This is a genomic window from Lonepinella sp. BR2271, from assembly GCF_051851515.1.
Classification (GTDB): domain Bacteria; phylum Pseudomonadota; class Gammaproteobacteria; order Enterobacterales; family Pasteurellaceae; genus Lonepinella.
This window is the reverse complement of the sequence record NZ_JBPDVF010000012.1, coordinates 44748-65392: the sequence shown is the minus strand read 5'-3', so window position 1 is coordinate 65392 and position 20645 is coordinate 44748. Positions and strand designations below refer to the sequence as shown.

Genomic DNA, 20645 nt, shown 5'->3' with positions numbered 1-20645 from the left:
ATCTCGTTTATACCTTTATTTGTCTTGTTTAACTGTTGCAACGTGACTGTTGATAACTCTGTGATTTATTTAATTCGTAGTATTTATCAACAATAATTACCCAGATTTTACGTAGCGTTGTCAAAAATAGCCGTTAGAAATACCTGTCTAAATCTTCTTTTTTCACTAGTACAAATACTGACTTTATGTGAACAACCTCTAGAAATAACCGTGACAGATCTCGTTTATACCTTTATTTGTCTTGTTTAACTGTTGCAACGTGACTGTTGATAACTCTGTGATTTATTTAATTCGTAGTATTTGCTAACCTGATAACAGATTTCGCATAATGTATATTATGTTAAATTAAATAATAAAAACGTCACATTTCAAACTACTCTTTTCAAGGAAGAAATAAAATGGAAATGAGGAATAAAGGCACAAAAGGAAATGGGCATATTTAGGTATGCGATTAGAAAGATGGCGGCACGCTATTTTGATTGATGTTGTTTTAATTTTGGTAACGCTACGTGAAATTTGGCAAAATATTGGGAATAAATTGGCGTAGAAAATAAAATTTGAAAAAACTTTCTCTTTCGTTTATTTTTACCATTTAGTGACATTGTCACAATGTTATAGAGTTTCAATGCCACAAAACACGGTGAATTTCAAAAAATTTACTCAATCTTTGTAAAAATCGCTTGCATTTCATAAGGTTTAGGCTTAGGCTTGCTAAGCAGTTAACACATTATATTGTGAGGCTGTTTTCTGTTCTGTTCTGTTCTGTTCTGTTCTGTTCTGGGATGTTCGCATGCTAGAAAAGGCAAAATGGCAACGAGGCAGATAAGATTTAGATAAGAGTAGAATATAAGATAATCCCACTTATCTTAAATCCAGAACATGATAAATTTTAATAACAATTAAGGTTTTTATCATGAATAGTATTTTTAATGTATTTTGGAACCAAACGTTGCAGCGCTTTGTTGTCACGTCCGAATTAGGTAAATCCCGAAGTAAACCCCTCTCCTCTGTTCATCATATTATTCGTCCCCTTTCCGCTGTATTTGCTAGTACTCTCGCCACCATGACGGCAATCACTACACCCACAACCCTTGGGTTAGGATTGGCAGTGACAGCACAATCGGCATTGGCTGAGCCAATAGGGTCACTTTACCAAGATTGCCGGTATCCCCTGACCTCGGGTAAATATAGTGTTTGGATTGCAACAGCTTCTATACATTATCCCCTTAATACTGCGCCAAAATCTGAAACACTAATGCTAGTTTATGGAGATAGTAATTATGATGTTGATATGCAAGGAAAAGAGGCACAATATTTAGCACGTGCTACTGCAGATTCAGTATGCGCGGTTTATTTGACGAAAGTAGCCGCTACACTCGCCTCCACCTCTGCGTCAGAGGCCAGCAGTTCTGTCAGCGTTACTTCAACGGCTGCGGTGCAAGCCAGCAGTGCATTTTCTGCGGCTACCAGTGCTGCTGAACAATCAGCCAGTGCCGTTCCCCTTGCCGAATCGTCAGCAAAACAAGCGAGCGTTGCGGCCTCAAGTGCCACCCATTTTGCCGATCACGCCTCCACTTCCGCTCTGTCAGCCTCTACCGCGATGGTTGCCGCAAGCCAGTCCCATGCCTCTGCCACCAGTTCAGCAGAACGTGCCAAAATCCACGGTTGCCGTTCGGGAATGGAAGCAGGGTCACAAGGCGCGGTGGCTTGTGGTGAAGCGGCTAGTACATCTGCCGTTGAAGCCACCGCCGTGGGCAAAAATGCCTATGCTTCCGCTGACAATGCAGTGGCGTTAGGCGCCGATTCGGTGGCAGATGAAGCCAATACCGTTTCTGTGGGCAATCCTAATCTTGAACGCCGTATTACCAACGTGGCAGATGGCATTGCACCAACAGATATGGTCAATAAACGGCAATTAGATCGGGTCAGTAAAAAATTGCGTTCAGGCATTGCTGGCGTTGCCGCCGTGGCGGGAATACCGCAAGCTACCCTAGCCGGTGCCTCCATGTTTGGTTTGGGCGTCGGCAACTATAAAAGCGAAAACGCGATAGCCATTGGCTATTCCCATGCGGCCGAAAATGGCAAGCTCATTTTCCGAATCAATGCCTCCCTCACTACCCGTGGTGATGTGTTAAGCAATGTTGGCATCAGTTATCAATATTAGATGAATTACAGTCATTAAGGAATTATCATGAATCGTATATTTAAAGTGTTCTGGAACCACAGATTACAACGTTTTATTATTAGCTCAGAATTCGGCAAAGCCCATGGCAAAGGACGAGTGTCACAACATAAAATTCTTCGCCTAATTTCCACCGCGCTTACTGGCATGATTGCCACAGTTGCTGTACTAGCGACCTCAACAGCCTTAGCTGCAGGTACAGATGACCCAGAGGTAAACAAAGAGAACAATATTATTCTGGCGGCAAGAGAGCAATCAATATCAGATGCAAATAATAGTGTCAAGTCTTGTATGGGAGATAACTCACAGGTTTATCAAATTACCCTTCAAGATTCAATCTGTTTAGCTCAAAAATCGGCAGATTCCACCACGCAATCCACTACCTCAGCTTCAGAAGCCAAAGAATCAGCGACAAAAGCCTCTGACGCTGCCAATCAAGCCAAAGAATCAGAAAATAACGCCGTTGCCGCCGCTGATCAGGCAAAAGAATCGGCAGAAACCGCTTTGCAACATGCAGAACAAGCGAAGCAATCTGCCCAAACAGCGGAGGATTCTGCTAACCAAGCCCAGCTTTCATCTGAATCCGCTGTTCTCTCTGCAAAAGAATCCGAACGGTTGCGTCAATTAGCCCATGAGGAGGCTGAACGAGCCAAAAACTACGGTTGCCGTTCTGAGGCAGACGGCGGTGGAAAAGATTCCACAGCGTGCGGAAATAATGCCAGTGCCTCGGGTGTTGCCGCGACGGCTATTGGTCAAGGTGCAACCGCCAGTGCGGAGAACTCGGTCGCTTTAGGCGCCAATTCCGTTGCCAATCAAGCCAATACGGTTTCCGTCGGCAATGCAGGCAAAGCACGTCGCGTTACCCATGTGGCAGATGGCGTCAACCCAACCGACGCAATCAACAAACGCCAATTAGATCGCGTTGAAAAAGAATACCGTGCCGGCATTGCTGGCGTTGCAGCCTTGGCTGGCGTACCACAAGTGATTCGCCCCGACGCGTCCATGTTAGGCATGGGCGTGGGCAACTACAAAAATGCCGACGCCGTGGCTATTGGTTATTCGCGCGCCTCTGCGAACAACAAAATCATCTTCAAAGTCAACACCTCGATTAACAATCGAGGCGATATGGTCAGCAATGCAGGGATTGGTTATCAATACTAATTTGCTGTGAATATTAACAAAAAAGTGCGGTGAAATTCACCGCACTTTTGTATTAAATGGTTGAAATAAGTTAATATCAACTGTGTAACATTGATCTGCACCTAAAAAAGTTGGACTAATAACCAACTTAGTAAGGTGCAGATTTTTATTTATGTATTGTGTTCATTTGCATTTGTATCGGAAATGTAACAATATCTATTGCTAACGTGACAGGAATTAAGGCTTTCATTATACTACGAGAAACATTACCTCCATTAGGCGTATAATTTAAAAATTTAATCTGCATTGGTTTTTTAAATTGATATTCTAATTTTGATGTGGGTATAGCTGAGGCTGTTTGTATGCTAAACTGAATATTATCTAAACGACAGTCTAAATACGTTGGCCAAGCACTATTACATTCAAATCCTATTTTTTCTAATTTCTGTTCTTCTTGCTTAGAATTGATATCTCGCTCTTTAAAGAATGATAAATCAACTGCTAAACAGCTTTCAGTATTACAGCCATTGTGATTGCCTAATTTTATAGGGAAATACTCTCTTTTCTCATGGTAATCCAAATGAGGTCCAACAATTAAATTTGTAAAATCTACCTGTTGCGTAAATATCTTATTCAAAATATTTCTTTTACTATCAGTATCTTGTATTAAGTAACTTTGTTTCTGACCGACTAAAATCATTGCCTGTTCATAGCCTTTTATTGGCTGTTTAGCTTTAGCGATTGCAAGCACAATATCATCTTTATCTGCTAAAACTTGCCATTGTTCAGTGGCTTTAGACTCATCAATTTTATTACTTATCCAAACACTCGACATACAGCCCGTTAAACTTAATATGCCGATCATTAATGCCGATAATCGAAAGGTTGTATTCATGAAATATTCTCTTATTTTATTAATATCAATATATAAAAATGCGGTCAAAAAATAATAACTTTTTTAACCGCACTTCCATTATTGTAACCTATCTATTAAGCCAATTTCAACGGCTCAATTTTCCAGATTTTTTCCGCGTATTCCGCAATGGTACGGTCAGATGAGAAGAAACTCATGTTGACAATGTTTTGTAATGCACTATCAACCCAAGCGGCTTGATCTTTATATTTCTCGTCCACGGCTTTTTGGGTTTCTACATAGCTACGGAAATCCGCAAAGGCTTGATAGAAATCGTGGTATCTTAATCCATTTAATAAATCTTGATAACGATTTGGATCATTTGGTGAGAAACGGCCTGAACTGATTTGGTCAACCACTTCACGTAATTGTTCGTCGGCTTGATAAATATCAAATGGACGGTAACCTTGACGGCGTAATTCTTCTACTTGCTCAACGGTGTTACCAAAGATAAAGATATTATCTTCGCCGACATTTTGTAGAATTTCAACGTTGGCACCATCTAGCGTACCTAAGGTTAATGCACCATTTAGGGCAAATTTCATATTACTGGTGCCTGATGCTTCCGTACCCGCTAAAGAAATTTGTTCTGAAATATCTGCTGCTGGAATAATGATTTGAGCAAGACTCACGCTGTAATTCGGAATAAAGACTAATTTTAAACGACCTTGTAAGCGTTCATCATTATTGATGACGTTAGCAATATCATTAATCAAATTAATGGTTTGTTTCGCCGCATAATAAGCAGACGCTGCTTTACCTGCAAGAATGAAAACACGTGGTGTCCAGTCTTTTTCTGGGTGAGCCAACATTTCGTTGTAACGTGCAATAATGTGCAATACATTCAAACTTTGACGTTTATATTCGTGGATACGTTTCACTTGAACGTCAAATAACGCATCTGGATTTAATTCCACGCCCAATTCTTTTTTCACGTAATCTGCTAAACGCACTTTGTTAGCACGTTTAATCGCAGGAATGGCTTTTTTCACATCTGGATCTTGAATGTGTTTTTTGAACTGTTCAAGCTGAGTTAAATCACGACGCCATTCAGTGCCAATGTATTTATCAAACAATGCCGATAAATCAGGGTTGGCTAACGCAATCCAACGACGTGGTGTAATCCCGTTGGTGACATTGGTGAAACGTTCTGGATAAATGCGAGCAAAATCGGCAAAGGTTGATGTCACCATTAAATCAGAATGGATGGCCGCTACCCCATTGACTTTGTGTGAACCGACCACGGATAACCACCCCATACGCACTTTACGTACATCGCCTTCTTCTACCAAAGAAACACGGCGGATAAAGTCATTATCGGTTGTTACATGATTTCTCACATGTTCTAAGAAATAATCGTTGATTTCCAAAATCATTTGTAAATGACGTGGTAAAATTTTCGCCATCATTTCCACGGGCCATGTTTCTAAAGCCTCTGACATTAAAGTATGGCAAGTATAAGAGAAAATACGGCAACACATATCCCATGCTTTACCCCAAATATAGCCATTTTCATCCACTAAAATACGCATTAATTCAGGAATCGCTAAAGCTGGGTGGGTGTCATTTAAGTGAATGGCTACATGATCAGCAAGATTTTCAATGGTACCGTGAATACGCACATGACGGCGGATAATATCTTGCAATGAAGCAGATACTAAGAAATATTCTTGGCGTAAACGCAATTCTTTCCCTGCGGTGGTAGAATCATCTGGGTAAAGCACACGAGAGACGTTTTCAATAGATGAACGTTCTTCAATCGCACCAAAATAATCCCCTTTGTTAAATTCTGCCAAATTAAAAGTATCACTGGCATTGGCAGACCACAAACGCAATGTGGTGGCACTGTCATTGTCATAGCCTGGGATCATTTGGTCATAAGCAAGTGCGGTGATTTCTTCGGAAGGATTCCATACACATTTTTTGCCTTCAAAATAAATATGACCGCCAAAGCGAATGTCAAAACGTTTAGAAGGGCGAATAAATTCCCAAGATGACCCTTTTTCTAACCACGCATCCGGTTTTTCAACTTGATGTCCGTCCTCAATATGTTGTTGGAACATGCCATATTCATAACGAATACCGTAGCCCATACTTGGAATAGCTAATGTGGCTAAGGAATCCATAAAGCAAGCGGCTAAACGACCTAAGCCCCCGTTTCCTAAACCTGGGTCAACTTCTTTTTCTAACACATCTTCTAAATCGACATCTAATTCGGCAAGTGCTTTACTTACCGTGGTATAAACGCCTTCCGCTAACATAGCGTTAGATAAAGTACGACCGATTAAAAATTCCATTGAAAGATAATAAACTCGGCGAGTTTCTTCCGCTCTGGATTGTTTGGCGGTAGAAATCCAACCTTCGGTGACTAAATCACGTACGGCATATAACGTGGCATTTAACCAGTCACGTTGGCTAGCTTCTTCTGGCGAACGTCCGATAAGGTAAACTAATTTATAAACAATGGCTTTTTTTAGAGATTCCACGTCGTTGGATGGACGGGCATAACTTTGAATTTCGTGCATAGAAATATCCTGAAATAATTAAGTAAAAAAAGTGCGGTTAAAATACCGCACTTTCGCCAAATAAACAACAAAATTTTACGAAAAAAGTACAATGAGATGGCAGATAACCTCCTAATTTTGTGATCTTCATTCCAAAAATGACATCAGATGATTTAGCAAGACGATTTTTTGTTGTATTGTGTGAAAAATAACAAATTGATTTTTAATTTTTTATGGATACAATGGAGTTGTCGCTATGCAAATAGAATATGATTGTCACAAATCAAGGCGAAATGTTTTGGAACGGGGCTTGTCTTTTGAGTTGGTGAGAGACGTGGATTGGAATAGTGCGGTTATTCGTCCTGACACTCGCTTTGACTATCCTGAACCAAGATTTATCGCTTTAGGATTTATACATAAGAGATTACACGTGATTGTTTTTACGCCGGTGGGTGAAAAATTGCGTGTTATTAGTTTACGAAAAGCAAACAAAAGGGAGATAAGAGACTATGAGAGAACCCTTAACCAATGAAGAAGGCGAAGTGCGAGAATTGACCGCCGAAGATTTCGCGGAATTCCGCCCTTTAGTTGATGTAATGCCCCCCGAATTTGTGGAAATGGTATTGGCTCATCAGCGAGAAATGGAACAAGAACGGGCGAAAATGCAACATAAAGAATCGGTGAAATTATCACTCTCTTCTGAAGTGCTTTCGGCTTTCCGAGCGACGGGTAAAGGTTGGCAAAACCGTATTAATGAGACGTTATTAAACTATGTGAGAGCTGCTCAACAGAATTAATCTGTTAAACCCTTATAAAAAAACGGCGTTAATTACTTAACGCCGTTTTTGGTTAGATTTTATTATACAAATCAAGATAACGCCGTGCGGCTAATGCCCAGCTGAAATCTTGGGCCATGGCGTTTGCTCTGACATTTACCCATAAACGTTGTTTTTTCCATAACGCAAAGGCATTGTTAATGGCATAACGCAAGCCTTGTGGGTCAGCATGTTCAAATACAAAACCAGTAGCAATACCGGCTTTAATGTTCTCACTGGTGCTGTCCACTACGGTGTCAGCAAGACCGCCAGTTTTGCGGACTAAAGGCAATGTGCCATATTTTAAACCATATAATTGGGTTAATCCACAAGGTTCAAAACGACTTGGCACTAAAATAACGTCACCACCTGCGACCATAAGGTGAGATAAGGCTTCATCATAACCGATTTTCACCGCCACATTGTTTGGATAATATTGGGTTAAGCCCCACAATCCTTGTTCAAAATGTTGAGCACCAGATCCTAACACAATTAACTGTCCGCCTTGGCTAACGATTTCGTCGGTGGTTTCCAATAATAAATCCACACCTTTTTGTTCAGTTAAACGGGTAATCATGACGAATACAGGCACATCTGGATTTTGTGGTAAATTGAAATAGGCTTGTAACTGTTCCTTATTCTTTTTCTTACCGGCCATAAATTTTAATTTATAGTGGTCCGTAATATAAGGATCGTTATTTGGATGCCAAATATTGTCATCTACCCCATTTAAAATGCCGTGTAAACGTCCTTGATAAGCTAAGGTGCCTAATAGGCCTTGTAAACCATAAGCAAATTCTGGTCGAGTGATTTCTTGGGCGTAAGTTGGACTCACGGCGGTGACGGCATCAGAATAATATAAACCGGCTTTCAAATAAGACATTTCGCCGTATAATTCTAAGCCATCCACATGGAACATGCCCGCAGGTAAACCAATTTCGTATAAATGATGATATTCAAATCGGCCTTGGTAAGCGAGATTATGAATCGTGAATACGGATTTAGCCGGTTTACCTTTGTTATATAAATACGCACTGGTTAAGCCAGCGTGCCAGTCGTGAGAATGCACCACTTCGGCATGCCACCAACTGTCTAAACCGGTAGCCAACTCTGCCCCGACCCAACCGAGTAAAGCGAAACGTTTATAGTTGTCGGTGTAGTCTTGATACCATTGATCATGATACGGATTGCCTTGGCGATCATAGAGATGGGGTGCGTCAATAATATACACGCCTACCCCATTGTATTCGCCATAACGTAATAAAATACGGCCAGCAAAATTGTAAAATTCAGCCACCACATAGGTTTCTGGAATCCCTGCAAAAATCGCAGGATAACCTGGTAATAAAACGCGTGCATCAATCCCTTCTTGCTTTTGTGCAAAAGGTAATGCCCCCATCACATCGGCTAATCCGCCAGTTTTGAGTAATGGATAGAGTTCAGAACAAACGTGTAATACTCTCATTTAATTTTGTTTTCCTTGAATAAATAAAACCCTCACCACCCGAAAATCCAGATCCCCTCTCCCTTTGGGAGAGGGCTAGGGTGAGGGTAATGAGGGTGAATAAAATTAATCTAAATGGGTTTCGTCACCAATGTGTTCACCGGTTAATTTTTTAACCATGGATTCTGTCACTAACACGACTTTACCTGTACTGCTGACACGGAAACGTTGGCGATCTTCTTCAATGTTTACTCCAATGTGAGTGCCATCAGGAATCACCACGTGGCGGTCGATAATACAGTTTTTCAACACACAATCTTTACCAATGGTCACTTGCGGTAAAATAACACAGTGATCAACACTGGAATTGGCTTTAATTTTTACATTGTTGAATAACACGGAATAACTAATGCTTGCGTCGGTAATCAAACAGCCACCAGAAATCAACGAGTTATCTACCGGTTTAACATGAGGGTTATTGTAGAAGAATTTGGATGGATAAGTTTGTTCCGGATTACCACGAATTGGCCAACGCTGATCGTAAATATCTAATTGCGGTTTTTCAGACACTAAGTCAATGTTTGATTGCCAGAAACTGTCTAAGGTACCCACATCACGCCAGTAAATTTCGCCATCGGTATTGCGCCCCATGCAAGAACGGCTAAACGGATGTGCATACAATACGCCCTCTTCCAAGGATTTCGGTAAAATATCTTTACCAAAGTCATGGGAAGTGTAAGGTGATTTAACTTCACGATCTAATACATCATATAAATAATCCGCATCAAACACATAAATCCCCATGGAGGCCAATGAAACATCTGGTTTACCAAACATAGCTGGCGGATTTTCAGGTTTTTCCACGAATTCTTTGACTTTTAAATGTTCATCCACGGCCATCACACCAAATTCGGACGCTTCTGAACGTGGCACTTCAATACAACCCACGGTACATTTTGCCCCACTGGAAACGTGGTCGAGTAACATTTGGCTATAATCTTGTTTATAAATATGGTCACCGGCTAAAATCAATACATATTTTGGTTTATAGTGATTTTTCAAAATCGCCATATTTTGATATACCGCATCCGCCGTGCCACGATACCATGTGGAATTATCAATTTGTTGACGTGCTGGCAACATATCCACAAATTCCCCACGTTCTTGTGGCAAGAAAGACCAACCGTTTTGCAAATGACGCAACAGAGAATGTGCCGCATATTGTGTTACCACGCCAATGCGGTTTAATCCCGAGTTAATACAGTTTGATAAAGCGAAATCAATAATACGACGATTACCACCAAAATACAGTGCAGGTTTTGCACGTTTATCGGTTAATTCGTGTAAACGAGAACCACGTCCACCCGCTAAAATTAACACCAAGGTTTCTTTAACAAGTTCGAATCTGTTGGGTACTGCTACTTTGCTACTCATAATTATTCTCCATAAATAAAATTTCGGGTTAATCGTTTAGTTAAAATGGTGAGAACTTCATCATCTGTTATCACTATACAGAAAATAAAAATAAAATTCTGTGATAGACTTCAAACTTTTGAAAAAATTAATTAAAAAAAACGTTTATTTTCGTTGTAATACACAGAAATCTAAGGTTTCAAGCAATAAACCTTGCCCTTTTAATAGCTTGGCTTGTTGTGACGCTAAAATTTCCCAATTTCCCTCCGGTAATACAAAATTCTGCAATTCATCTTTTGCGTTGATCACGAACAGCCATTCATCATCTAATAAGATTTGCATGGCTTTTACAGCTTTATCGTTCCAATGCGCCACTTGCATAGGGTGGCTAAATTCATTTAACCAAGTCACGTTCTGGTCTGTCCACCATTGATCACGAGATAAACTGCTGATTTTTTTACGTAACTGAATCATTTTCTGGGTGGCCGTAAATAAATCATGATTAAATGCCGACCATTTCAACCAAGCAATTTGGCTGTCCTGACAATAGGCGTTGTTGTTGCCATATTGTGTATTCCCAAATTCATCACCGGCCAATAACATGGGCGTCCCATTGGATAATAACAACGTACGTAATAACGCCACACTGGTTAAAAATCGTTGTTTTTCCACCGCACTTTTTTCAGCTAATGGCAAGCCCTCGGCGGAGCCCTCCACGCCATGGTTGTAACTGTAATTTTCATTACGTCCATCACGGTTATCTTCGCCATTGGCCAGATTATGTTTATGGTTGTAACTGACTAAATCACGTAAAGTAAAGCCATCATGTGCGGTGATAAAATTTAACGTTTTATGCGGTTGTTGGTGATCTTTGCGATACATATCACTTGACCCCGCAAAGCGTTCTGCCAACGCCCCTAATGCGCCATTTTTCCATAACCAGAACTGTTTGATATCATCACGATAACGATCATTCCATTCGGCAAAATACGGTGGAAAATTGCCGACTTGATAGCCACCCTCGCCTAAATCCCAAGGTTCGCTGATCATTTTACAACGGGATAATAATGGATCCTGTTCTATGGCCTGAAATAATAAAGAATGCGGATTAAAATGCGGTTGTTCTCGCCCTAAACTACTGGCTAAATCAAAACGGAAACCATCAATATGGTATTCTTCCACCCAATATCTTAAACAATCTAACACCCAAGCTCGGCCTTGTGGCGTCGATAAATTTAAGGTATTACCACAGCCTGTCCAGTTTTCATAATATCCGTCTGCGTTGTGATAATAATAAGCCTCATCATCAATGCCTCGTTGACTAAAGGTTGGAAAATGTTTTTCGCCCTCGGCACTGTGATTAAATACCACATCTAAAATCACTTCAATCCCCGCTTGATGCAAGGCTTTGACCGCTTGTTTAAATTCATTTTCTGGATTATCCGTCGCCGCATAACGAGGTTCTAATGCAAACATGGCTAAGGGGTTATAACCCCAATAATTGTGTAAGCGTTTTTCTTGTAAGTGCGGTTCATCTACCGCATAATTTACGGGCAATAATTCAACCGCTGTAATGCCTAATTGTTTTAAATAGGTGATACTTTTCGGGTGGGCTAAACCCGCATAGGTGCCTCGAATATGTGCGGGCAAATCCCCTCTTAATTGGGTAAAGCCTTTCACGTGTAATTCATAAAGAATACTGTTTGCCCACGGAATTTGTAGCAGGTCATCACCTTGCCAATCAAAATCAGAGGGCGCAGTCACGACGCCTTTCGGGGCAACTTTCGCATTATCACGAGGGTCGTTTAATAAAAACCACGCTCGTTTGGTGGCGGTAGATAAATCGGGTTTCCCAACGACTTTTTTGGCGTAAGGATCTAACATTAATTTGTTGGGGTTGTTCAAACTTTTTTCATCTTTAGGATAAAGACGGTAAGCGTATTTTGTCCCTGCCGCCACATTGGCTAACCAACAATGCCAAATATCTTGTTCATTTTTCGCCATGGCAATGCGTTGTTCCTGATCGTTATCATCAAATAAACATAACTCAATGCGACTGGCTTGGCTTGAATAGAGGGCAAAATTCACCCCTTGTTGATTATTGCGAAATTCAACATTCGCCCCTAATAATGTACTCATAAAATAATAATTTAAAAATAATCCATTAACATCAAAGCGTTTGGAATGGTGTAGTTAACTACACCACTCCGTTACGCAATGTTCTACCTGTTATACTTCGGCCGTTTTTTTCGCTTTTGCTTTGGTTGCTTTTTTCACCGTTTCAGTTTCTGAGGTGGCTTTTTTCACTGCTTTCGCTTTAGTGGTTTTAGGCTCCGCCTTTGCTTTCACTGCTTTTTTCGCCGGTTCGGCCTCTAACGCCGCTTTTTTAGTGGTGACTTTGGTCGCCTTTTTAGCGGTCGTTTTTGTTGCCGTGGTAGGCACAATTTCGGTTTCGATAGGTGTAGTTATCTTACTCACATCCATTTTTACCGTATCCGATTTTACTGATTTAGATCGGGTTGTTTTTGCTTTAGTCGCCTTGCTTTCGGCCACCGCCACTTTCACACTCTCCGCTTTCGTTGCTTTCGCCTTGCTTACTTTCGTTGTGGTCGCTTTTTTAGCTGTTTTGGCTGGTTTTTCTACCGCAGTTTCAGCACTTTTCGTACGTTTAACGGCTGTTTTTCTGACCTTTTTTGCGACTTTTTTCCAACGCAAATAAACCGTTGCCAATGGCGGTATCACAATTGAAATAGATTGTTTTCTGCCATGACTTTCAATTTCTTCACTGGCGACCACACCAGAATTACCCACATTGGAGCCTTTATAATAAGCCGAGTCGGTATTAAGAATTTCTTCATATTCCCCTGCTTCATTGACACCAATACGATAGTTTTCACGCACCACTGGGGTAAAGTTACTCACCACCAAAATACGTTCGCCATTGCTGTCACGACGTTCAAAGGCAAACACAGAATTTTGATAATCGTCCACCACTAACCAATCAAAACCCTCTGGTTTGTTATCTAATTGATAAAGTGCGGCGTTTTCTTTGTAGGTTTTATTCAAGTCTTTGACTAATTGCAACACGGCTTTATGCCAGCCACCGCCGTGGAAATCATCCAATAAGTACCAATCCAGACTTTCTTGATAATTCCACTCACGGCCTTGAGCAAATTCGTTACCCATAAAGAGTAATTTTTTACCCGGATAGCCCCACATATAGGCATAGTAAGCACGCAAGTTAGCAAATTTTTGCCATGCGTCCCCCGGCATTTTGCCTAACAACGAACATTTACCATGCACCACTTCATCATGGGACAACGGTAATAAGAAGTTTTCGCTGTATTGATACACCATACCAAAGGTCATTTTATTGTGGTGATATTGGCGATAAATCGGATCCAGTTTCATATAAGAAAGGGTATCATTCATCCAGCCCATATTCCATTTAAAATGGAACCCTAAACCGTTATTTTCAGGAGGTAAGGTGACGCCAGCAAAAGAGGTCGATTCTTCCGCAATACTGGTTGCCCCAGGGACTTCGGTACCCACAATGCGGTTAGTTTGACGTAAGAAATCAATGGCCTCTAAGTTTTCTCGACCACCGTATTCATTTGGAATCCACTCTCCGTCTTTACGGCTGTAATCACGATAAATCATAGACGCCACGGCATCCACACGTAAGCCGTCTAACCCAAAGCGTTCTAACCAATATAAGCCATTACCAGTCAAGAAATTTTTCACTTCATGACGGCCATAGTTATAAATTAAGGTATTCCAGTCTTGGTGATAACCCTCTTTCGGATCCGCATGTTCATACAATGCCGTACCGTCAAAGGCAGCTAAACCATGGGTATCACTTGGGAAATGCCCTGGTACCCAGTCTAAAATCACATTAATACCCGCCTCGTGTGCTTTAGCAATAAAGCGTTTAAAGCCCTCTGGCGTACCAAAACGGCTAGTCGGTGCATATAAACCTAACGGTTGATAGCCCCACGAACCGTCAAATGGGTATTCAGAAATGGGTAACAATTCAATATGGGTAAATCCCATATCTTTCACATAAGGAATTAATTCATCCCCTAATTGGTCATAGTCTAACCAGAAATTATTTTCTAAATTACGACGCCATGAACCTAAATGTACTTCATAAATGGAAATCGGTTGATCCGATTGGTTCGCTTTACGGCGAGCTTCAGTCATTTCCACGATTTCAGGTAAAGCACTCACTTGTGAGGCGGTATCTGGGCGTAATTGTGCGGCAAAGGCATAAGGGTCGGATTTTAACCGCAGTTGATTATTGCAATCTAACAATTCAAATTTATATAATTGTCCTAAAGCCACTTTCGGAATAAAGAGTTCCCACACGCCGCTGTTCGCATGGAAACGCATTGGATGACGGCGACCGTCCCAATAGTTGAAATCCCCTACCACAGACACACGTTTGGCATTCGGCGCCCATAAACGAAAGTTCACCCCTGTGACATTGTCACACTCAGTGAAATGTGCACCCAACACTTCATAAGGGCGTAAATGTGAACCCTCAGCTAATAACCAGTTATCTAATTCTTCAATCATTGGATGGAAACGGTATGGGTCTTCTACTACAATGGTTTCATGCCCCCAAGTGACTTGAAGTTGATAATCAAAGAAATCATGGGTTTGGGCTGTCACGCCAGTGAAAAATCCACGTTCATCAATTTTTTCTAATTGGATTGCCACCTCTTGCGTGGCACGATTAATCACCACTACGCTATCTGCGTCAGGCATTAACACGCGAACTTCAATCCCTCTTTCTGTTTCGTGCATACCTAACACGGAAAATGGATCAGCGTGCGTTCCATTAAAAAACGCATCAATTACGGATTGTTCTACTAATTTTTTCATAATGACTTCCTATTATGGTTAATTTCATTTAGCAACGCTTGAATGCGTTGGTCACTAAATATCTGCTCTAATGGCAAAGCGAGTTTCACTTGCCAATTAGGATATTCATCAGATGTACCAGGTAAGTTAAACGACACTTCCTGAACAATCAAATTCTCTAACTGCACGCCAATTAAACGGCTTTCACTTTGAGCCAAATAACGATGAACCACAAAATTGAGATGATCGTGCATGGCCATTGTCATGGCATCCCCTTGATAATCTTCGGGTAAATACTGGTCGCGGTGTAAACTATTTAATAAGGCTTGTTTATCCTGTACGCGTTGTTGATATTTTTGCTGTAAGAAATCCCCTTGTAACACACCGAGTTGTTCAAACAATGCTAAATCTTTGCAATGCCAGAAACTGCTTAATGAGGGAACATCATGGGTGCCAACGGTAGCAAACGACTGTGTTGGAAAATATTCCGCTTTTGGAAATTCACCGTTTTGTTGGGAAAAATACAGTACAAAATACGAATAAATCAAAAACTCTTTTAATTTACACCGCACTTCATCCGACACAATACCCAAATCTTCCCCCACAATCACACATTGATTACGTTGACTTTCAATGGCTAAAATCGCCATGAGTTCATCAAAGGGATATAATACATATACGCCGTCTACGGCAGTTTTGTTTTCAGGAATGAGCCACAAACGGAATAATCCCATCACATGATCAATGCGCAACACGCCAAAGTGTTGCATATTGGCACGCAACATATCAATAAATGGCTGAAAACCACGGGCTTTTAATTGGGTTGGGTTATAAGGCGGTAAATTCCAATTTTGCCCCACCGGGCCAAGGGGATCAGGCGGTGCGCCAATGCTGGCGTTGACACAATACAAATTCGGATCGCTCCACACATCCGCACTGCCTCGGGAACTTTGCACGGCTAAATCGCCATAAATCCCCAAAGATAACCCGACTTTTTGCGCCGTGGCTTGCACCTCGGCTAATTGTTGTTCGGTCAACCATTGCAACCACATATAAAATTCAATTTGCGGTTGATATCGTTTAATTAAGGCTTTGCGATTTTTTTCACTTAATTGTTGCCATTCTTTCCGCCAACCCAACCAGCCAATATTTTGTTCATTGGCTTGATGATCAGCATGCTCAATGCTATCCAACACATCAAATAAGGCTTGATTTAACAAGTTATCCCCTTGTTGTTTTACAAAGGCTAAAAAATCCTGACGGCGTTGGACAATTTTCGCTGTTTTACTGCGTTGACTAAAGGCAAAAAGCTGTTCAAGGGCGGTAAATTTAAGTTGAAAAACCTGATCGTAATTCACGCAATCTTGCTGACGTAACTTCTCAATTTCAGCTTGTTGTTGTGAAACCCAAGTTTGCACGGATTTTGCCAGTTTAAATTCTGGCAAGTTATCCACCGCAATATAAATGGGATTTAACCAACGGCGAGAAGTGGCACTATAAGGACTTGCCCAATTTGGTACAGCGGCATACATTTTATGCAACGGATTGACGCCAATAAAATCTGCCCCAAATTGCACCGCACTTTTCACTAAATAGGTTAAATCGGCAAAATCGCCAATGCCCCAGTTACGAGCAGAACGCAAACTATAAAGTTGCACATTAATGCCCCAAGCCTTGTGTTTGGTTAATACGGGGGATTGAAAAGTGGTTTTGGGTTGCACCAATACACGGACTTGACGTTTTTGTTTTGAAGTGGAAAGGGTTAATTGATAATAGCCAATCGGCAAAGCGGGGAAGCGAATTTTCTGTTGTTCAGAAGTGGTAAAAATAATCTCATTTTTTTCATTAATTAACTGACAATGAATAGGTTTGTTCAGCTCACTGACAGAAAAAATATCCTTTAAAGCATAATCTGCTACTTGCTCTGCATTTATTACCACCACATCATCAAAAAAATCCTCATGATGAGCAACGTTTCCCAAAGGTGGACTTTCTGCCGAGAAAAGTGCGGTGAAAAAATCCAACGTTTCTGCACTTGCCTCAACTAAATGCCCGTCAATATCATAATGAGATGTACAAATTCCAAGATCTTTTGCTTTCTGTTGTTGTACTTGCAGATTTTCTTCGGTTACCTTCACGCTACCCTCTCAAATAATAGTTCTTTCTTAAGGTTACATTCTAACAATCCCACAAATAAACTCAATCAATTTAAACGACTTTTTGCATTTAAATTCAATGTGTCAGTACAGAGTAAATTTCTATTTTTGTGATCTGGATTCCAAATTTTAATTTTGTTTCTCGTGATAATCTAGAAAATCTATTATGCTAATGATGTTCTAAACTTAATTGTTAATTATAGTTTACATTTTTTAAACTTGATTTATAATATCAGAGAAAAATATGATTCAAATTAAAGCAACCTCTCTTTTTAACCGCTGGCTTGACGAACTTAAGGATTTAAACGCAAAAGCCAAAATTCAAATGCGAATTAAACGGTTACAATTCGGCAATTTTGGTGATGTTAAAGCGGTGGGTGGAGGTATTTCGGAATTGCGAATCACAGAAGGTAAAGGCTATCGGATATACCTTAAAAACCAAAATGGCATTTTAGTTATTTTGTTATGTGGTGGGGATAAATCTACCCAAGATAGCGATATTAAAAAAGCGAAAAAATTGGCTCAAGAACTCGGAGTATAATATATGGTTGAACTACAAAATTTTGATATAGCAGAACATTTAAAAAGCGAAGAACAAATTCAACTTTACTTAAATGAAATATTACAAGAAGATAACGTGGAATTGATTTTATCCGCATTAGGCGATATTGCCCGTGCAAGAAATATGAGTCAAATTGCTCGTGAAGCTGGCGTTACTCGTGAAGGGCTTTATAAAGCCTTATCAGGCAAAGGCAATCCTACGTTTTCAACCGTGCTAAAAGTCATGAAAGCCTTAAATTTACGAATGGAAATTAAAGCGAATAGATTGGTTCAGGCATAAAAGTGAGATTTAATCTATAACATACTCAAACCAATCAATCACATCTTTTTCGTGAATGCCGTTTTTAATCATGACACCAGCGAGTTTAACGGAGTTGGGATTATTGGAAATCAGCGGATGCCAGTCAAATAATGGCTTGTTCTCATAAAGTAAACGATAAGCACAAGTATCTGGCAACCAACTAAATTGAGCAAGATTTTTCTTGGTCAGTTTGGTGCAGTCGTCAATTAATGTAAAACGATTGCAATAATCACCGCACTTCCCAGTTTCGAGATTTAATAAATCACAGGCAATTCGGGTGTAATATAAGCGTTCACGCTTGCCTCGTCCCTCAATAAATTTGCGGTAACAACATTTTCCACAGCCGTCACAAAGGGATTCCCATTCTGACTCGGTCATTTCAGAAAGGGATTTTTGTTGCCAAAAAGGGAGTGATTGAGATGTTGTCATGGTTGATGATAAATACAAAATCCCCTCTCCCTTTGGGAGAGGGTTAGGGTGAGGGACTAAGGATTTAGCCCAAAGGATTCACTACTTTTATCATATTTAATACCAGAATGTGATCCCTCTGCCCCATTGAAATAAATATCTTTCGGTTGGGAACAGGCGACTAACACACAAGCTGTCAACATGACTAACACTAATTTTTTCATTTAAAATCCTTCTTTTAAACTCACGGTGAGATTAAACACTAAATGATCTGCACGGCTGTCTTTGTTATCCGCACAATAATAGCCTTCACGTTCAAATTGATAGGCTTGTTCCGCTTTCGCATTGACTAAAGATTTTTCTACAAAACCTTGTTTTACCACCAACGAATTTGGGTTAATAGCGGCAATAATATCCTCTTCTGCCCCAGGGTTTTGCATATCAAATAAACGGCTATATTGACGAAATTCCGCTGGGTTATTTTCCGTAGCTGACACCCAATGAATCACGCCTTTCACTTTGCGACCGTCCGCAGGATTTTTACCAAGGGTTTCAGGGTCGTAAGAACAATATACACAAGTCACATTGCCGTCCGCATCTTTTTCCACCCGTTCGGCTTTAATCACATAAGCATTACGTAAACGCACTTCTTTGCCCAATACCAAACGTTTATATTGTTTATTGGCTTCTTCACGGAAATCTGCTTGATCGATATAAAGCTCTTGAGTAAACGGCAATTCTCTTGTGCCTAATTCATCTCGATTTGGATGATTAGGTGCGGTTAAAATTTCCGAATTTTTTAAGTTTTCAATCACAATTTTTAACGGATTAATCACGGCCATGGCTCGTGGTGCATTGGTATTTAAATCATCACGAATACAGCTTTCTAACGCCGAAAATTCCACCACGTTATCTTGTTTGGTCACCCCAATTCGGCGACAAAATTCACGCAAAGCAGCTGGCGTATAACCCCGACGGCGTAAGCCTGAAATCGTTGGCATACGTGGATCATTCCAACCATCTACGGCTTTTTCTTCCACTAATTTTAATAATTTACGTTTAGAAGTTAAGGTTCCCTCTAAATTTAAACGAGAAAATTCATATTGATGTGGCAATGGACGTTCAATAGAAATATGCTCCAATACCCAATCATATAAACGGCGGTTGTCTTGAAATTCCAAGGTACAAATTGAGTGAGTAATGCGTTCAATGGCATCAGAAATACAATGGGTGAAATCGTACATTGGGTAAATGCACCATTTATCCCCTGTTTGATGGTGACTCGCGAATTTCACCCGATAAATCACAGGGTCACGCATCACCATAAATGGCGAACTCATATCAATTTTGGCTCGTAAGCTCATTTTGCCCTCGGCTACTTCGCCGTTTTTCATTTTTTCAAATAAGGCTAAATTTTCTTCAATCGGACGATCACGATATGGGCTGTTTTTACCTGCTTCGGTTAAAGTACCACGATATTCACGCATTTGTTCCGGTGAAAGTTCATCTACATAGGCTAAACCTTTTTCAATTAATTCAATAGCATAACCATAAAGCTGATCGAAATAATCTGACGCATAATGCGGTTCACCCTCCCAATGGAAACCGAGCCATTCCACATCTTGCTTAATACTGTCCACATATTCCACATCTTCTTTGGTTGGGTTAGTGTCATCAAAACGCAAGTTACATTTACCTTGATAATCCTGTGCAATACCAAAATTCAAGCAAATAGATTTGGCGTGGCCAATATGTAAATAGCCATTGGGTTCAGGTGGAAAACGCGTGTAAACATTGCTATGTTTACCGGACGCTAAATCTTCATCAATAATTTGACGAATAAAGTTCGTCGGACGAGTTTCGTTTGTTTCAATATTTTCTGCTGTCATATCATTAAAAGTTAAACGGTTAAAAAATTGGGGTTATTCTACACGGTTTGCGG

General features: G+C 40.5%; 15 protein-coding genes and 1 pseudogene. 6 read left to right on the top strand and 10 right to left on the bottom strand.

From position 1 onward, the window contains the following. Nucleotides 1-913: 913 nt before the first annotated feature. Both ACTG7X_RS09675 and ACTG7X_RS09670 read left to right on the top strand, forming a co-directional pair. The gene (locus ACTG7X_RS09675) at nt 914-2164 is read left to right on the top strand and encodes a YadA-like family protein (RefSeq protein ID WP_439258257.1); all 1251 of its coding nucleotides are present in this window, start codon (nt 914-916) and stop codon (nt 2162-2164) included. Between the two features lie 27 nt (nt 2165-2191). Beyond that, nucleotides 2192-3343, top strand: coding sequence for a YadA-like family protein (locus ACTG7X_RS09670; protein WP_439258256.1), 1152 nt, complete (start codon nt 2192-2194; stop codon nt 3341-3343). Between the two features lie 145 nt (nt 3344-3488). On the opposite strand, the gene ACTG7X_RS09665 is transcribed toward ACTG7X_RS09670, so the two are convergent. After that, nucleotides 3489-4217: a hypothetical protein gene (locus ACTG7X_RS09665; RefSeq protein ID WP_439258255.1), complete on the bottom strand. Its 729-nt coding sequence runs from the start codon at nt 4215-4217 to the stop codon at nt 3489-3491. Between the two features lie 95 nt (nt 4218-4312). Then, nucleotides 4313-6760 carry a glycogen/starch/alpha-glucan phosphorylase gene (locus ACTG7X_RS09660; RefSeq protein ID WP_439258254.1) on the bottom strand — a complete coding sequence of 816 codons (2448 nt, stop codon included), beginning with the start codon at nt 6758-6760 and terminating at the stop codon, nt 4313-4315. 235 nt (nt 6761-6995) lie between these two features. Here ACTG7X_RS09660 and ACTG7X_RS09655 point away from each other — a divergent pair, with 235 nt between their 5' ends. Continuing rightward, on the top strand, nt 6996-7271 hold the full coding sequence (locus ACTG7X_RS09655; RefSeq protein WP_439258253.1) for a BrnT family toxin: 276 nt from the start codon (nt 6996-6998) through the stop codon (nt 7269-7271). Continuing rightward, nucleotides 7249-7536 carry a BrnA antitoxin family protein gene (locus tag ACTG7X_RS09650; RefSeq protein ID WP_439258252.1) on the top strand — a complete coding sequence of 96 codons (288 nt, stop codon included), beginning with the start codon at nt 7249-7251 and terminating at the stop codon, nt 7534-7536. The genes ACTG7X_RS09655 and ACTG7X_RS09650 overlap by 23 nt, the downstream gene beginning before the upstream one ends. 52 nt (nt 7537-7588) lie before the next feature. Here the strand turns inward: ACTG7X_RS09650 and glgA are convergent, their stop codons facing one another. The 5 genes and pseudogenes from glgA to malQ form a co-directional block, all read right to left on the bottom strand. After that, nucleotides 7589-9019, bottom strand: a complete 1431-nt coding sequence (gene glgA / locus ACTG7X_RS09645) for a glycogen synthase GlgA (protein ID WP_439258251.1) — start codon at nt 9017-9019, stop codon at nt 7589-7591. Between the two features lie 105 nt (nt 9020-9124). Further along, nucleotides 9125-10432 carry a glucose-1-phosphate adenylyltransferase gene (gene glgC, locus ACTG7X_RS09640; protein WP_439258250.1) on the bottom strand — a complete coding sequence of 436 codons (1308 nt, stop codon included), beginning with the start codon at nt 10430-10432 and terminating at the stop codon, nt 9125-9127. 144 nt (nt 10433-10576) lie between these two features. Beyond that, the gene (glgX, locus tag ACTG7X_RS09635) at nt 10577-12550 is read right to left on the bottom strand and encodes a glycogen debranching protein GlgX (protein ID WP_439258249.1); all 1974 of its coding nucleotides are present in this window, start codon (nt 12548-12550) and stop codon (nt 10577-10579) included. Between the two features lie 444 nt (nt 12551-12994). Then, nucleotides 12995-15298, bottom strand: a pseudogene (gene glgB / locus ACTG7X_RS09630) (1,4-alpha-glucan branching protein GlgB); the annotation flags it as partial. Further along, complete coding sequence (gene malQ, locus ACTG7X_RS09625) at nt 15295-17415, bottom strand: 4-alpha-glucanotransferase (RefSeq protein ID WP_439258248.1); 2121 nt, start codon at nt 17413-17415, stop codon at nt 15295-15297. The gene malQ and the pseudogene glgB, both read right to left, overlap by 4 nt. A 262-nt stretch (nt 17416-17677) precedes the next feature. Here malQ and ACTG7X_RS09620 point away from each other — a divergent pair, with 262 nt between their 5' ends. Beyond that, nucleotides 17678-17974, top strand: a complete 297-nt coding sequence (locus tag ACTG7X_RS09620; RefSeq protein ID WP_439258247.1) for a type II toxin-antitoxin system RelE/ParE family toxin — start codon at nt 17678-17680, stop codon at nt 17972-17974. A 3-nt stretch (nt 17975-17977) separates the two neighbouring features. Beyond that, nucleotides 17978-18274, top strand: a complete 297-nt coding sequence (locus ACTG7X_RS09615) for an addiction module antidote protein (RefSeq protein WP_439258246.1) — start codon at nt 17978-17980, stop codon at nt 18272-18274. 9 nt (nt 18275-18283) lie between these two features. On the opposite strand, the gene ACTG7X_RS09610 is transcribed toward ACTG7X_RS09615, so the two are convergent. The 3 genes from ACTG7X_RS09610 to glnS are packed head-to-tail and all read right to left on the bottom strand — an operon-like array spanning nt 18284 to nt 20592. Beyond that, on the bottom strand, nt 18284-18724 hold the full coding sequence (locus ACTG7X_RS09610; RefSeq protein ID WP_439241579.1) for a YcgN family cysteine cluster protein: 441 nt from the start codon (nt 18722-18724) through the stop codon (nt 18284-18286). 56 nt (nt 18725-18780) lie between these two features. Next, nucleotides 18781-18927: a hypothetical protein gene (locus ACTG7X_RS09605; RefSeq protein ID WP_439258245.1), complete on the bottom strand. Its 147-nt coding sequence runs from the start codon at nt 18925-18927 to the stop codon at nt 18781-18783. Further along, the gene (glnS, locus tag ACTG7X_RS09600; RefSeq protein WP_439258244.1) at nt 18928-20592 is read right to left on the bottom strand and encodes a glutamine--tRNA ligase; all 1665 of its coding nucleotides are present in this window, start codon (nt 20590-20592) and stop codon (nt 18928-18930) included. Between the last annotated feature and the right edge of the window lie 53 nt (nt 20593-20645).